Source organism: Azospirillum sp. A1-3 (assembly GCF_023806445.1).
Lineage (GTDB): Bacteria > Pseudomonadota > Alphaproteobacteria > Azospirillales > Azospirillaceae > Azospirillum.
Window position 1 is genome coordinate 204,923 of the sequence record NZ_JAMSLU010000004.1, and the last position, 13,698, is coordinate 218,620.

Annotated in this window: 12 protein-coding genes; 1 reads left to right on the top strand and 11 read right to left on the bottom strand. The window is 67.9% G+C overall.

From position 1 onward, the window contains the following. Positions 1-88 precede the first annotated feature (88 nt). The 6 genes from M5E06_RS22335 to M5E06_RS22360 form a co-directional block, all read right to left on the bottom strand. Entirely contained in the window at positions 89-1,072 is a 984-nt protein-coding gene (locus tag M5E06_RS22335) for a C4-dicarboxylate TRAP transporter substrate-binding protein (RefSeq protein ID WP_252140067.1), read from the bottom strand. A gap of 304 nt (positions 1,073-1,376) precedes the next feature. Then, positions 1,377-2,402, bottom strand: a complete 1,026-nt coding sequence (locus M5E06_RS22340) for an SDR family oxidoreductase (protein ID WP_252140068.1) — start codon at positions 2,400-2,402, stop codon at positions 1,377-1,379. Between the two features lie 26 nt (positions 2,403-2,428). Next, entirely contained in the window at positions 2,429-3,010 is a 582-nt protein-coding gene (locus M5E06_RS22345; RefSeq protein WP_252140069.1) for an isoprenylcysteine carboxyl methyltransferase family protein, read from the bottom strand. Between the two features lie 2 nt (positions 3,011-3,012). Further along, positions 3,013-4,071: a type III polyketide synthase gene (locus M5E06_RS22350; protein ID WP_252140070.1), complete on the bottom strand. Its 1,059-nt coding sequence runs from the start codon at positions 4,069-4,071 to the stop codon at positions 3,013-3,015. 219 nt (positions 4,072-4,290) lie between these two features. Further along, positions 4,291-5,778 carry a SulP family inorganic anion transporter gene (locus M5E06_RS22355; protein ID WP_252140071.1) on the bottom strand — a complete coding sequence of 496 codons (1,488 nt, stop codon included), beginning with the start codon at positions 5,776-5,778 and terminating at the stop codon, positions 4,291-4,293. Between the two features lie 325 nt (positions 5,779-6,103). Continuing rightward, entirely contained in the window at positions 6,104-6,337 is a 234-nt protein-coding gene (locus M5E06_RS22360; protein ID WP_109151998.1) for a hypothetical protein, read from the bottom strand. A gap of 150 nt (positions 6,338-6,487) precedes the next feature. On the opposite strand from M5E06_RS22360, the gene hypF reads away from it, so the two are divergent. Then, positions 6,488-8,728 carry a carbamoyltransferase HypF gene (gene hypF, locus M5E06_RS22365; protein ID WP_252140072.1) on the top strand — a complete coding sequence of 747 codons (2,241 nt, stop codon included), beginning with the start codon at positions 6,488-6,490 and terminating at the stop codon, positions 8,726-8,728. Here hypF and M5E06_RS22370 read toward each other — a convergent pair. The 5 genes from M5E06_RS22370 to M5E06_RS22390 form a co-directional block, all read right to left on the bottom strand. Then, positions 8,698-9,060: a hypothetical protein gene (locus tag M5E06_RS22370; RefSeq protein ID WP_109151996.1), complete on the bottom strand. Its 363-nt coding sequence runs from the start codon at positions 9,058-9,060 to the stop codon at positions 8,698-8,700. The two genes, hypF and M5E06_RS22370, sit on opposite strands and share 31 nt — an antisense overlap. 135 nt (positions 9,061-9,195) lie before the next feature. Then, positions 9,196-9,990: a Ni/Fe-hydrogenase, b-type cytochrome subunit gene (gene cybH, locus M5E06_RS22375; protein WP_252140073.1), complete on the bottom strand. Its 795-nt coding sequence runs from the start codon at positions 9,988-9,990 to the stop codon at positions 9,196-9,198. A 24-nt stretch (positions 9,991-10,014) separates the two neighbouring features. Continuing rightward, the gene (locus M5E06_RS22380) at positions 10,015-11,829 is read right to left on the bottom strand and encodes a nickel-dependent hydrogenase large subunit (RefSeq protein ID WP_252140074.1); all 1,815 of its coding nucleotides are present in this window, start codon (positions 11,827-11,829) and stop codon (positions 10,015-10,017) included. Between the two features lie 2 nt (positions 11,830-11,831). Further along, entirely contained in the window at positions 11,832-12,905 is a 1,074-nt protein-coding gene (locus tag M5E06_RS22385) for a hydrogenase small subunit (protein ID WP_174469319.1), read from the bottom strand. A 192-nt stretch (positions 12,906-13,097) separates the two neighbouring features. Continuing rightward, complete coding sequence (locus tag M5E06_RS22390) at positions 13,098-13,646, bottom strand: HupE/UreJ family protein (protein ID WP_252140075.1); 549 nt, start codon at positions 13,644-13,646, stop codon at positions 13,098-13,100. Positions 13,647-13,698: the final 52 nt, after the last annotated feature.

Below are 13,698 nucleotides of genomic sequence, written 5' to 3' on the forward strand. Positions count from 1 at the left end.
GTTGGGTGCGGGCGTCGGTTGCGGGAGGGGAGCGGGGCGGCCCGGCAAAGGCGGCCCCACCCCGGTCACTACAGAAAAGGCCGGGCGGTCACTGCTTCAGCAGCGCGTCGACCTGCTTGTGCAACTCGCCATAGCCGAGCTTCTCATAGACGGGCGCGGTGGCCTCGCGGAAGGGCGCGACGTCGATGTCGACGACCTGCATGCCCTTCTCCGTCATCTGCTTTTCGAAATCGGCCAGCGAGGCTTCGGTCGCCTTGGACGCATCGTCGCCGGCCTTCAGCGACTCCTCGCGGAGGATCGTCTGCATGTCCTTCGGCAGGCTGTCGAACCAGGCGGCGCTGGTGACGATGCCGGTGATCAGGTTGATGTGGCCGGTCTTGGTCAGGTACTTCGCCACCTCATAGAGGCGAGCGCCGTAGATGGCGGGATCCTGCGCCTCGGCGCCGTCGATAACCTGCTGCTGCATGGCGGTGTAGACCTCCGACCAGGGCAGCGGCGTCGCGGTGGCGCCCATGGCGCGGATGGTCTCCATCCACACCGGCGCGCCCGGCGTGCGGACGCGGACGCCGTTCAGGTCGGCCGGCACCTTCACCGGCTTGTTGGTCAGCATGTGGCGTTCGCCCTGCCACCAGTTGAAGGACAGCACCTGATGGCCGGACGCCTTGCGCAGCTTCTGCACCCACTCCTCGAACATCGGCGAGGTCACGACCTTGCGGATGCCGCCATAGCCCTGGGCGACGTAGGGCGCGCCCAGCACGCCGAACTCCTTGACGAACACGGCGAGCCGGCCGCCGTCCACCACCACCGCGACGGGGGCGCCGGCGCGGGCCTGTTCCAGCAGATCCTCGTCCTTGCCCAGCTGCGAGGCGGGGAACAGGCGGACGGCCATCTTGCCGGCCGACCGCTTCTCCACATTGGCCTTGAACTCTTCCAGGCCCTTGTAGAGCGGGTCCTGCTGCGACAGGGCCGTGTTGACGCTGAGCGTGTAGTCGGCCGCCGCAGCACCGAACGAGACCAGGGACACAACCGCGCCGAACAGCGCCGTACGCACGGCGTTCGCCATGACAGACATGATTTTCCTCCCAGCAATATGGACCGCCGGCGACCGACGGCCGGCATTCGACTGGTGCGTGTTCGGCCCGCCGCCGGAACACCGGCGAACGCCCCGGTTCAAGGGGCGGTCCAGCAGGGAAGGGGATGGCCGATGACCAGTTTGTTCAGTCACTGGTATGGTAGTATGCTTGATTGCGGTTGGCAATAGCGTTTCGGGCGGAATGTTCGTATTCCACCAATGTCGCTGCTAAACTGTCTTCACACGAAACGGGCCGACACTCGCATCGCGAAGGCCGGCCCGTTTCGCGTCGATGGTCCGTCGCCTAGCGCAGGCGCGGGGTCATCCGGCTCATGGCGAAGCCCAGCCCGCCGGCCAGCAGAAAGCCGGCCGCCACCGCGACGCCGCGGGCGGCGGCGCTTGGTGCCTCCAACCGCAATGTGTTGTGCGGCAGGCCGAAACGCCCACGGGTGCGGTGCAGCCCGTCGACGGGGTGGAACAAATTGTCGGGCCGGCCGGGCGTCTCGCGCTCCTCCGTCATCTGTCCGTCCACCGCGTTGTTGGCGAGGTAGCGGTCGGCGAAGCCCGGCGCCAGGAAGTTGCCCAGGATCGCCTGCATCGCCGACCAACCCAGCCAATATTCGCGGCGGGGATTCTCGGCGGCATGCAGGATGGCGCGGGCGATGTCCTCCGGCTGAAAGATGGTGCCCATCGGCCGCGCGCGGCGGGGCATGTGGCTGCGTGCCCAGTCGAATTGCGGCGTGTTGACCGCCGGCAGATGCACGGTGGTCAGCCTGACGCCGCTGTCCTCGTGGATCAGTTCGGAATGCAGGCTGTCGATGAAGCCGGTGATCGCATGCTTGGCCGCGCAATAGGCCGACTGCAGCGGAATCGACCGGTAGGCCAGCGCCGAGCCCACCTGCAGGATCGTGCCGGCATTGCGCGGCCGCATCCGGCGCAACGCCGTCTGGATGCCGTAGGCGGAGCCGAGATAGGTCACCTCGGTCACCCGCTTCAACTCATTCGGTGTCACGGCATGGACCGGGCCGAAGACCGTCACCATCGCCACATTGATCCAGGCGTCGATGGGCCCGAAGGCCTCCTCCACCCGGTCGGCGGCGGCATCCAGCGCATCGGGATCGGCGACGTCCAGCGGCAGGACCAGCGCCCGCCCGCCCAGCCGTTCGACCTCCGCCTTCACCTCCTCCAGCGCGTCGGACGAACGGGCGATCAAGCCGATGGAGGCTTGGCGGTAGGCGGCGAAGGCAAGCGCGGTGGCGCGACCGACCCCGGCGGATGCGCCGGTGATGCAGACGACGGGAGAGTGGGGGAGGCCATTGGTCGGTTGCATGGCGGGGTTCCTGTTCTTATTGCGCCTCAGGAGCGGTCAGGGGTTGGCCGGGGGGTTGGACGTCTGCCGCTCCATCCTGTCCAACTCCTTGCACCGCCCCCGGTTCCGTCCCGTCCGCTCAGCGCCCCCTCTTCCACTCGGATGCGGTGCAGGGTCAGCGGGATGTTCAGCAGCGTGGCGGCAACGGCGATCCAGACCTCGCCGAAAACCAGCGGCAGCACCGCAAGCTCCCCCGCCACCACGAGGTAGTTGGGGTGGCGGACCCAACGGAAGGGGCCGCGCCGGACCAGAGGGGCGCCGTCCAGCGTGATGATCCGCGTCGTCCAGAAGCGGCCGAGCGTCGCGATCACCCACACCCGTCCGGCCTGGAGCAGCAGGAACAGCGCCAGCAGCCAGCCATTCACCGGCGCGTCGGCCGGCACCATGACGAACAACGCCAGCAGCCACCCGGCATGCAGCGCGACGAACAGCGGGTAATGCGCCGCCCCAACCTCCCGCGCGCCCTCGGCCAGCAGGCGTGCGGTGTTGCGGCGGGCGATCACCAACTCCAGCAGCCGTTGCGCCGCCACCGCCACCAGGATGATCTGCGGCCAGCCGATTGCGTCCATGCTCACAGATCCAGCAGGGTGAGGCCGGCGGTGAAGCCGGGGCCGAGCGCCAGCATCAGATGCGGTCCGGCCGCCCCGCTGCGCATCCGCCGGTCCAGAACGAACATCACGCTGGCGGCCGACATGTTGCCGCAGTCGCCCAGCACCGCCCAGGAGTCCTCCATGCCGGCGATGGCGGGATCCAGCACCTCGGTCAGCGCCTGCAGGACCTTGGCGCCGCCGGTGTGGCAGATCACCCCGGCCAGATCGGCGCGGGACATGCCGCGACCGGTCAGGAAGCGGTCGATCACCGGGGGAAGCCTTTCGCGGATCAGGCGGGGGATGTCCTGGCTGAAGACGACGCCGAAGCCCTCGTCCTCGATACGCCAGCCCATGATCCGCCGCGTGCCGGGCCAAGTGTGCTCGGCGCTGTCGACGAAGCGCGGACCTGAGGTGTCGTCATCGGTCGCCGAGGTCCGCAGCAGGGCGGCGGCGGCACCGTCGGCGAACAGCGCGCTGGCGACGACATTGGTGGCGGTGGCCTCTTCCGGCCGGTGCGACAGGGTGCACAGCTCGACCACCAGGAACAGCACGGTGCGGCCGGGCATGGCGCGCGCCATCATGCCGGCGCGTGCCAGCCCCAGCGCCCCGCCGGCGCAGCCCAGCCCGAAGACCGGAAGCCGCACCGTGTCGGGCCGGAAGCTCATGCGGTCGAGCAGCAGCGCCTCCAGGCTGGGGGTGGCGATGCCGGTGGTGGTGGCGCAGACGATGGCGTCCACGTCGGTGGGGTCCAGGCCGGCGGCGGACAGCGCCTTGCCCGCCGCCTGTTCCAGCAGGTCCAGCGCCACCCGTTCGAATACGGCGGCGCGCTCGGCCCAACCGTGCGGCTCCAGATACCAGGACAGTGGGCAGGCGGCGTGGCGGGTGCGGATGCCGGTGTTGGCGAAGACGGGGGCCAGCCGGTCGAAATCGCGCAGGCGATGGGCGAACACCGAGCGGGCGACGGTCAGCGTCTCCGCCTGTTCGAACCGGTGGGGCGGCAACGCCGTGGCGACCGACAACAGCCGCGGATCGGGTGACATCCTGCCTCCTGCATGCTGCCGTCGGGTAAATCGCCGTCGGAAAAAGCCGCGGGCGGGGCGGCAACCCCGCCATATCAGTCAACAGGAATATTGTGCGGCCGTTGCGCCGGCGCCCGCCTGCTCAAAAGTCTATCGACTTTCGGGCGCGCGGCCGCACCTGGGCAAGAATGATGTCAACCGATGGGCAACCCCTGGTAAAAGGCCGCCGGCAAAAGTTCGTCAGTGTGCCATCACCCGTTCCTCCGCGCCCGGCTTGTCGTGGATCGCCAGCCGGTCGACGATGGTTTCGCTCGCCGCATTCAGGCCGACCAGCCGCACCTCCGCCCCGGCGCGGCGGAACTTCAGCACCACGCCGTCGAGCGCCGCGACGCTGGAGATGTCCCAGATGTGGGCGCGGGACACGTCGATGACGATGGTATCCAGCTTCTCCCGTACATCGAAGGCGGCCGAGAAATCGTCGGCCGACGCGAAGAACAGCTGTCCCTCCACCAGATAGGTCCGGGTAAGCCCATCCTCCGACAGGGCGGAGGTGACACGAAACAGCCGGGCGACCTTGCCGGCGAAGAAGATGCCGGACAGCAGAACACCGATCAGCACGCCGACGGCAAGATTGTGGGTGAAGACCACGCCGATCACGGTCGCCAGCATGACCGCGCTGGAGCTGCGCGGGTGCGTCACCAGCGTTTGCAGCGACCGCCAGTTGAAGGTGCCGACCGACACCATGATCATCACCGCCACCAGGGCGGCCATTGGGATGCGCTTTACCCAGTCGCCCAGCACGACGATCAGGAACAGCAGGAACAGCCCGGCGCAGAAGGTCGACAGCCGGCCCCGGCCACCCGACTTCACGTTGATGACCGACTGGCCGATCATCGCGCAGCCGGCCATGCCGCCGAGAAAGCCGGAGACCATGTTGGCGACGCCCTGGCCGACGCATTCGCGGTTCTTGTCGCTGCCGGTGTCGGTCATGTCGTCGACGATGGCGGCGGTCATCAGCGATTCCAGCAGCCCGACCACGGCGATGCCGGCGGAATAGGGCAGAATGATGCGCAGCGTTTCCAGCGTCAGCGGAATGTCGGGCAGCAGGAAGACCGGCAGGGTGCTGGGCAGTTCGCCCATGTCGCCGACGGTGCGCACGTCGATGCCGAAGCCGATGGTGACCGCCGTCAGCACCAGGATGCTGACCAGGGCCGACGGCACCGCTTTGGTCAGACGCGGCAGCAGGTAGATGATCGCCAGTCCGGCCGCGACCAGCGCATAGGTGACGCTTGGCACGCCCACCAGCTCCGGCAGCTGGGCCAGGAAGATCAGGATGGCGAGCGCGTTGACGAAGCCGGTCATCACCGATTTCGACACGAAGCGCATCAGCGCGCCCAGCCGCAGGAATCCGGCGCCGATCTGCAGCACTCCGGCCAGCACGGTGGCGGCCAGCAGATATTGCAGCCCGTGGTCCTTGACCAGCGTGACCATCAGCACGGCGGTGGCGGCCGTGGCGGCGGAGATCATGCCCGGCCGGCCGCCGACGATGGCGATGGTCATCGCGATGGCGAAGGAGGCGTAAAGTCCGATCTTCGGATCGACGCCGGCGATGATGGAGAAGGCGATGGCCTCCGGGATCAGGGCAAGGGCGACGACAAGCCCGGACAGCAGGTCGCCGCGCGTGTTGCCGAACCACTCCTGACGGAGCCGTTGCAAATCGATGGTCATGGGTCTCGCAAGCTTGAGGCGCACGAAGACGGCCGACGCCGGAGCCGGCACAGGCTGGGCGGCGTGTCGTATCGTGGGAATTGGAATCGGAAGAATGGAATGGCTGCGAAGCGGCGGCCGGCCCGGAAAAGGGCCGTCGGGCTTCAGGTCAATGCGGTGAGCAGGCCGTCAAGGCGGCGTGACGCGGTGCAGCATGCCGCAGACGTAACAGATTGCCGCAGGCGCGGCAACCCTGCCGATCCTGGCTTGACAGGTATCAGACGCGAATCACAAGGGGCGCCGCCCCTGCGAGCGCCGCCCCCGTCGTTTTCGAAAGACCGTTCCGCTAGGCCTGCCGCGGCTTCAGCGGGGCGGTGTCACGGAAAGGCTTGTCGACCCCGCCCTTGTCATTGGTCTGGTTCTCGACGTCGCCCTCGAAGGTGCTTTCTCCCTGGGCCAGATCCATGTCGTCCGGCGTCATCCCGGCGGCGCGGGCGCCTTTGGTCCCGCCGATCTGCGGGTTGTTCTTCAGGTCGGCGTCGGTGGGCTTGTCGGTCTTGTCGTGCTTGCTTGCGCTCATGACGGCGTCTCCGTTCCGGTTCCGCATGTCCCCCTGTCAACCGGCCGCAGGCAGGATCGTTGCGAACAGGCGAATCCAAGTTTCGCCGGGAGACGGCAGGCGGTTAGAGTAAAGGGGTTCGGCTCAGCCGAAGACCATTCGGGAAAGCCGATGACAGGCGTTGAGAACCGGTTGCGCATCCGCGTGCGGGGACGGGTGCAGGGGGTGGGGTTCCGCCCGCATGTCCATGCACTCGCCCGTCGGTTCGGCCTGACCGGCTGGATTCTGAACGACCCGCAGGGCGTGCTGATCGAGGTGCAGGGCACCGCCGCCGCCGATCTGGCCGCGGCCCTGACGGCGGAGGCGCCACCGCTGGCCCGCATCGACGCCGTGCAGTGCGAGACCATCGCTCCGCTCCCCGGCGAGGACTCCTTTTCCATTCACCACAGCGAGTCAGCGGGCGCCGTCGCCACCGGCATCGGGCCGGACGCCACGGTTTGCCCGGCCTGCCTCGCCGAACTGTTCGATCCGGCCGACCGTCGTTATCGCTACGCCTTCCTGAATTGCACCCATTGCGGCCCGCGCTATACCATCACGCGGCGGCTTCCTTATGACCGGCCACAGACGGCGATGGCCGGTTTTACACTTTGTCCCGGCTGCCTGTCGGAGTACCAGGACCCGGCCGACCGCCGCTTCCATGCACAACCGACCGCTTGTCCGGCTTGCGGCCCCCGGCTGTCTCACCCGCCGGAGGATATCCTGGCCGCCCTGCGGGATGGCAAGATCGTTGCCATCAAGGGGCTGGGCGGCTTCCATCTTGCCTGTGACGCCACGCGGACGGATGCGGTGGAGCGGCTGCGGCGGGTCAAGCAGCGCAACGGCAAGCCCTTTGCCCTGATGGTCGCCAATGCGGACTCCGCCGGCCGCCATGTCCGCATGGATGCCGACGAACGCGCAGTGCTGGAAGGCGTGGCGCGCCCCATCGTCCTGCTGCAGCGGCGGGAGGACGCACCGGAACTGGCGCCCGACATCGCCCCCGGTCTGGCTTGGTTGGGCGTCATGCTGCCCTACACGCCGCTGCATTACCTGCTGTTCCACGAGGCCGCCGGTCGCCCCGACGGCGCCGGCTGGCTGGGCGAGCCGCAGGAGCTGACGCTGGTCATGACCTCCGCCAATCCCGGAGGCGAGCCGCTGGCCATCGGCAACGACGAGGCGCGGGAGAGGCTGGACGGCATCGCCGATCTGGTCGTCGATCACGATCGTGACATCATCATCCGCGCCGACGACAGCGTGGTGCGCAAGCTGGCCGGCGCCCCCGCCTTCCTGCGCCGGGGCCGCGGCCATGTGCCGGAGCCGATGCGGCTGGCCCGCCCCGTACCGCCGATCCTGGCGGTCGGCGGCCACCTGAAGGCGACGGTCTGCGTCACCCGCGGCGACGAGGCCTTCCTGTCCCAGCACATCGGCGACCTCGACAATGCCGCGACGCTGGGCTTCCTGGAGGAGACGGTCGCCCATCTGCTGCACATCCTGGGTGTCGAGCCGGTGGCGGTCGCCCATGACAGGCACCCGGATTTCCAGTCCACCCGCTTCGCCGAGCGAACCGGCCTGCCGGCGATCGCAGTCCAGCACCACCACGCCCATGTCGCGGCAGTGATGGCCGAACACCGGGTGGAAGGGCCGGCATTGGGCCTCGCGCTCGACGGGTTCGGGCTGGGCGAGGATGGCGGCTCCTGGGGGGGCGAGATGCTGCTGGTCGACGGGCTGCGGGCCGAGCGGCTCGGCAGCCTCGCTCCGCTGGCCCAACCCGGTGGCGACGTCGCGGCCCGCCAGCCCTGGCGAATGGCGGCATCCGCCCTGGTCCGCATGGGCCGTGCCGACGAGATCGTTCCCCGCTTCGGTGGCCACGGTCCGGCCGAGGGGGTGCGGCGGATGATCGAGCGTGGCATCAACGCGCCGCTGACCAGTTCCTGCGGGCGCTTATTCGATGCCGCCTGCGGGTTGCTCGGCGTCCGCGCCGTGGCGGGCTTCGAGGGCGAGGCGCCGATGGCGCTGGAATCCCTGGTGCGCCGGCCGCGCGTGGCGGAGGGCACGTGGCGGATCGAGAACGGCGAGCTTGACCTCACACCCCTGCTGGAGCGTCTGCTGTCCGTAACCGACGCGGCGGAGGGGGCGGAGCTGTTCCACGGCACGCTGGCCGCGGCGCTGGTGGACTGGACGCTGCCGGCCTTGCGCGCGCATGGACTGTGCCGGGTGGTGCTGTCCGGCGGCTGCCTGATGAATGCGGTGTTGGCGGAGGAACTGGTTGCCGGCTTCCGCGTCGCCGAGGTGGAGGCGCTGCTGCCGAGGCTGGCACCCGCCAACGATGGCGGGCTCAGCCTCGGTCAGGCGTGGATCGCGTCCTTCGCCTTGTAGCGGAACAGCGGCATCTGGACCGGCGCCCGGACCTTCTCGCGGCGGGCAGGGGCATCGGCAGTCCGGGTGGCCTTGTCGAACTCGTACAGGCCACGATACTTGCCGATATAGCCCTTGCGGCAGGCGCGGTGGAAGCGCTGCGACGCGGTTTCCCAATCGTCGCCCGGCCGCAACCAGCTGACATAGGTGGTGCCGGTGCGCGGATCGGTGCGCAGGAACCGGCCGCGTCCCTTCTCCCCCCGCACCCACTGGCCGGGGTTCAGCGTCAGCGCCCCGCGGGCCAGCAGCATCTTCACCTGCGGGGTCAATTCAATGGTCGGAAAGTAAGGCATGACGTCCTCCGGCCGCACCCGGACGGGGCGGCGCTGATCTGGGAGACTCCGTGGTTTCGGAACCTCCCAGATATGGGAACGTATGCGGAACAATTCAAGGTTTTCAAGGGGTGCGGAGTGGTGGCATGCGCAAACTCACCCCGCCCGCGCCACCTTCTTCACCGGTCGCTCATGCTCCTCGTCCGCCGGGGCTTCGGTGTCCTTGAAGGTGCGGACGCCGCTGATCATGGTGGAGATGATCGACTGGCGGGACATGATGTCCTCGCGCACTGCGGCATAGACGTGGACGATCACGAACAGCAGGATCGCCCACATGCCCAGATGGTGCCAGGTGTGGACGTCCATGCTCTGGCCGAACAGCGGGATGACCCAGCCGAACAGCCGGTCCTGCCAGCTGCCCTGTCCCGCCCCCTCGCTGTAGAGCGCGAAACCGGTGACGATCATGAAGACGCTGCCGACGGCGATCGCCCAGAACATGGCGAACTGCGCCAGTGGGTTGTGGCCGACATAGAGCTTCGGCTTGCGCTCCAGGAACAGGTACCAGCGGGCTTCCACGAACAGCTCCCCCCACCAGTGGCGGTCCCAGAAGGGGAAGCGGAACAGCTGCCGGGCATGGTGGTTGCCGGCGAAGGCCCAATAGATCCGGCCGATGAAGCCGACGGCGAAGATGTAGGCCGCCGCGAAATGGACGAAGCGGATGTAGCCCATCAGGAAATTGGCGCTGGCCTCGCCCGGCATGGTCGGCAGCGGGTTGGCGATCAAATAGCCGGTGACCGACAGAACCACGATCGCCAGGGCGTTGACCCAGTGCCAGACCCGCACCGGCACCTCGTAGACATAGATCGCCTTCAGGAAGCGGCCGGCCGCCGGGGCGGCCGTCCCTTCCTCGTCCGGTGTCGCGACCGGCTTCGCATCGTCGAGAGGAGCCATGACGTAATCCTCCTCGGTTGCCGGTCAGCGCACGGTGACGCGGGCCAGTTCGGCGCCGTCCGGCGCCATGACGTGGGTGGAGCAGGCGAGGCACGGGTCGAAGCTGTGCAGGGTGCGCAGGATCTCCACCGGCTCGTCCGGGCGGGCCATCGGCGTGTTCAGCAGCGAGGCCTCGAACGCCCCGATGTTGCCCTTGGGATCGCGCGGGCTGCCGTTCCAGGTCGTCGGCACGACGCACTGGTAATTGTCGATCTTGCCGTCCTTGATCTTGATCCAGTGGCCGAGCCCGCCGCGCGGGGCGGCGACGGTGCCGACACCCTTGGCCTCCTTGGGCCAGGTCTTCGGGTCCCACTTCTCGACGTTCGCGGTGGCGGTGTCGCCGGCCTTGATGTTGGCGATCAGGGCGTTCCAGTCGTCCATCATCATGGTGCAGCAGTATTGGCATTCCAGCGCGCGGGCCAGCGTGCGGCCGATGGTGGTCGGCAGCGCCTGCTGCGGCGTGAAGTTCGTGCCGGCCAGCTTGTTGAAGGCGCCCAGCGATTCGGTGATCTGGTCCTTCACGTAACCCACGCCCTGGGCATAGGCCAGGATGTAGCGGGGCAGTGGGCCGACCTCCACCGCATGGCCGCGCCAGCGCGGGGCCTTGATCCAGGAATACTTGGCGGCCTCGTCCAGCTCCTTGATGTCGGTGCGGGTGCCCTTGGTGTTGGCGCCGAGTTCGAACTTGGCCTCGGTCACGCCATCCCACGGGTGCAGGCCCTTGCTCTCGTCCTCGTAATGGTACCAGCTGTGGGCGACGAACTCCTGCACCTGGGCCGGGTCGCGCGGGTCGATGGGGTGGACCTCGTTCCAGTTGCCATTCAGGATGACGCCACCCGGCAGCTGGCAGGTCGAATGGTCGTACGGCACCTTCTCGTAATCGCCGTAGTCCATGACGTTGGTCGCCGACAGCCCGCCGCCATAGAGCCAGTCCTTGTAGAAGCTGGCGATGGCGAGCACGTCCGGCAGATAGACGTTCTCGACGAAGGCCGTCGCTTCCTGGATGCGGGCGCGGATGAAGTTCAGCCGCTCCATGTTCAGCGGCGCGCCCGACGATCCGGTGCCGTCCATGTTGATGGCGCAGGGAACGCCGCCGACCATGTAGTTCGGGTGCGGGTTCTTGCCGCCCAGAATGGTGTGGATCTTGACGATGTCCTTCTGGAGATCCAGCGCCTCCAGATAATGGGTCACCGCCATCAGGTCGGCTTCCGGCGACAGCTTGTAGGCCGGGTTGTCCCAATAGCCGTTCTTGAAGATGCCGAGCTGCCCGCTCTCCACGAACTTCTTCAGGCGGGTCTGGACGTCGCGGAAATAGCCGGGGCTGGACTTGGCATGGCGCGGCGATACCGCCTGCTGGAGCGCCGAGGTCGCCTGCGGATCGGCCTTCAGCGCGTTGACCGGGTTGACCCAGTCCAGCGCGTGCAAGTGATAGAAATGGACGATGTGGTCATGGACCTGCAGCGTCTTCGCCATGATCTCGCGGATCAGGTGGGCGTTCTTCGGGATGCGGATCTGCAGCGCATCCTCCACCGCGCGGACCGAGGTCAGCGCGTGACAGCCGGTGCAGACGCCGCAGATGCGCTCCACGAAGGCCCAGGCGTCGCGCGGGTCACGGCCCTTCAGGATCACCTCGAGGCCGCGCCACATCGTGCCGGTCGACACCGCGTTGCGGATGATGTTGTCGCTGTCGACGTTCACCTCGCAACGCATGTGCCCTTCAATGCGGGTGACCGGATCGACGACGATGCGCTTGCCGCCATTGTCGAGCGAGAACCCGTTCGGGGTCTGGACGATGCCCATGGTCAGACGTCTCCCTTGTGCTGTGCGCGCTTCAGGGCGCTGACCGCCGCGTGGGCGGCGATGATGCTGCCGACGCCGATGGCGGCGGTGGTGCCGATCTGGTCGGCGTTGGCCTCGATCCCGAACTGGAGGATGTCGGACTGGCGGGCGTACCAGGACCCCTTGTCCCAGAAGCCGTCCTCCGAGCAGCCGATGCAGCCGTGGCCGGACTGGATGGGGAAGCTGGTGCCCTCGTTCCAACGGACGGTGGAGCAGGCGTTGTAGGTGGTCGGGCCCTTGCAGCCGACCTTGTAGAGGCAATAGCCCTTGCGCGCGCCCTCGTCGTCGAAGGATTCGACGAACTGGCCGGCGTCGAAATGCGGCCGGCGATAGCATTTGTCGTGGATGCGCTGGCTGTAGAACATCTTGGGCCGACCCTGACGGTCCAGCTCCGGAATGCGGTCGAAGGTCAGCATGTAGGTGATGACGCCGGTCATCACCTCGGCGATCGGCGGGCAGCCGGGCACCTTGATGATCGGCTTGTCGGTGATGACCTCATGCACCGGGGTGGCGCGGGTCGGATTCGGGCGCGCCGCCTGGACGCAGCCGAAGGACGCGCAGGAGCCCCAGGAGATGATCGCCTTGGCGTCCTTGGCGACCTTGCGCAGTTGGTCGGTGAAGGGCTTGCCGCCGATGATGCAGGACATGCCGTCCTGGTTCAGCGGCGGATTGCCTTCCACCGCCAGGATGTAGTTGCCCTTGTACTTCTCCATCACCTCATCGAGGATCGCCTCGGCATGGTGGCCGGCCGACGCCATCAGCGTGTCGTCGTAATCCAGCGAGATCATCGACAGCACCACGTCCTTCACCAGCGGGTGCGCCGAGCGGATGAAGGATTCGGAGCAGCAGGTGCATTCCAGCCCGTGCAGCCACAGCACCGGGGTGCGCGGCTTGGTCTCCATGGCGTGGACGATCTGCGGCACCAGTTCCGGCCCGAGGCCGAGCGCCGCCGCGGTCAGCGAGCAGTATTTCAGGAACGAACGGCGTGTGATCCCCTGCCGCCGCATCACCTCGTAGAAGGTTTCCAGCGTTGCCATCGGTTTGTTTTCTCCCGTCGGGCAGCACCGGCGTGCGAGGATCCGGTGCGCTTCTCCGCGGGCCATAGGCAACAATCGTGCCGTAGTACGAACATTGGGCAAACCAACGGTCACAAACGGGCAGGGGCCTCTGCCGCTGGCAACTCCCCGGCCGGAACGACGGCCGGGGTGGAAGGAGAGTTGCCGGCGGGGTCAGGCGGTCTGTCCATCCTCTTCCGGGCGGCCGATCAGGCGATGAATCGCTAGGCCGAGCGCCACGCCGATGGCATGCAGCCCGGCGGTGCTGGCGAGGAAGCCGGCGGCATAGCCAAGCGCTGCGGCATCGGCCGGCATCTCCGCGCCATGGGCGAAGCCATGGAACAGTCCGAAGCCGGCGGCGAACAGCGCGCCGATCACGCCGTTGCGCGACATCGGCATGACGCACAGCAGGGCCAGCACGACGGTGGAGGCGTAGATGGTCGGCTCGACCAGCGGCAACTCGCCGCCGGTCAGCGCGAACAGGCCACCGGCCAGCATGGCGGCCAGGAACGCCCCCGGCACCGCCAGCACGGCGCGCCCGCCGATGGTCGCGCCATAGACGCCGACGGTGACCATGGCGATCAGGTGGTCCAGCCCGCCCAGCGGATGCGCGGCGCCGTCGAGGAAGCCGGCCCCGGCGAGGTGGCCGGGATGGGCCAGCGCCGGGGTGGCGGCAAGCGCGATGGCCGCAGAGATGGCGGCAAGACGAGTGATTTTCGACATATCGAACGGCTCCTCGGGGTTCTTGTGGTTTTGGTGATTGGGAGAGCGCGGT

What these genes read in the sequence shown, in the direction of transcription:
- M5E06_RS22355 (WP_252140071.1), bottom strand. Translation starts at nt 5,778, where the DNA reads ATGACCATCGATTTGCAACGGCTCCGTCAGGAGTGGTTCGGCAACACG.
- M5E06_RS22380 (WP_252140074.1), bottom strand. Translation starts at nt 11,829, where the DNA reads ATGGGCATCGTCCAGACCCCGAACGGGTTCTCGCTCGACAATGGCGGC.
- M5E06_RS22335 (WP_252140067.1), bottom strand. Translation starts at nt 1,072, where the DNA reads ATGTCTGTCATGGCGAACGCCGTGCGTACGGCGCTGTTCGGCGCGGTT.
- M5E06_RS22370 (WP_109151996.1), bottom strand. Translation starts at nt 9,060, where the DNA reads ATGCCTTACTTTCCGACCATTGAATTGACCCCGCAGGTGAAGATGCTG.
- M5E06_RS22345 (WP_252140069.1), bottom strand. Translation starts at nt 3,010, where the DNA reads ATGGACGCAATCGGCTGGCCGCAGATCATCCTGGTGGCGGTGGCGGCG.
- cybH (WP_252140073.1), bottom strand. Translation starts at nt 9,990, where the DNA reads ATGGCTCCTCTCGACGATGCGAAGCCGGTCGCGACACCGGACGAGGAA.
- M5E06_RS22360 (WP_109151998.1), bottom strand. Translation starts at nt 6,337, where the DNA reads ATGAGCGCAAGCAAGCACGACAAGACCGACAAGCCCACCGACGCCGAC.
- hypF (WP_252140072.1), top strand. Translation starts at nt 6,488, where the DNA reads ATGACAGGCGTTGAGAACCGGTTGCGCATCCGCGTGCGGGGACGGGTG.
- M5E06_RS22350 (WP_252140070.1), bottom strand. Translation starts at nt 4,071, where the DNA reads ATGTCACCCGATCCGCGGCTGTTGTCGGTCGCCACGGCGTTGCCGCCC.
- M5E06_RS22390 (WP_252140075.1), bottom strand. Translation starts at nt 13,646, where the DNA reads ATGTCGAAAATCACTCGTCTTGCCGCCATCTCTGCGGCCATCGCGCTT.
- M5E06_RS22340 (WP_252140068.1), bottom strand. Translation starts at nt 2,402, where the DNA reads ATGCAACCGACCAATGGCCTCCCCCACTCTCCCGTCGTCTGCATCACC.
- M5E06_RS22385 (WP_174469319.1), bottom strand. Translation starts at nt 12,905, where the DNA reads ATGGCAACGCTGGAAACCTTCTACGAGGTGATGCGGCGGCAGGGGATC.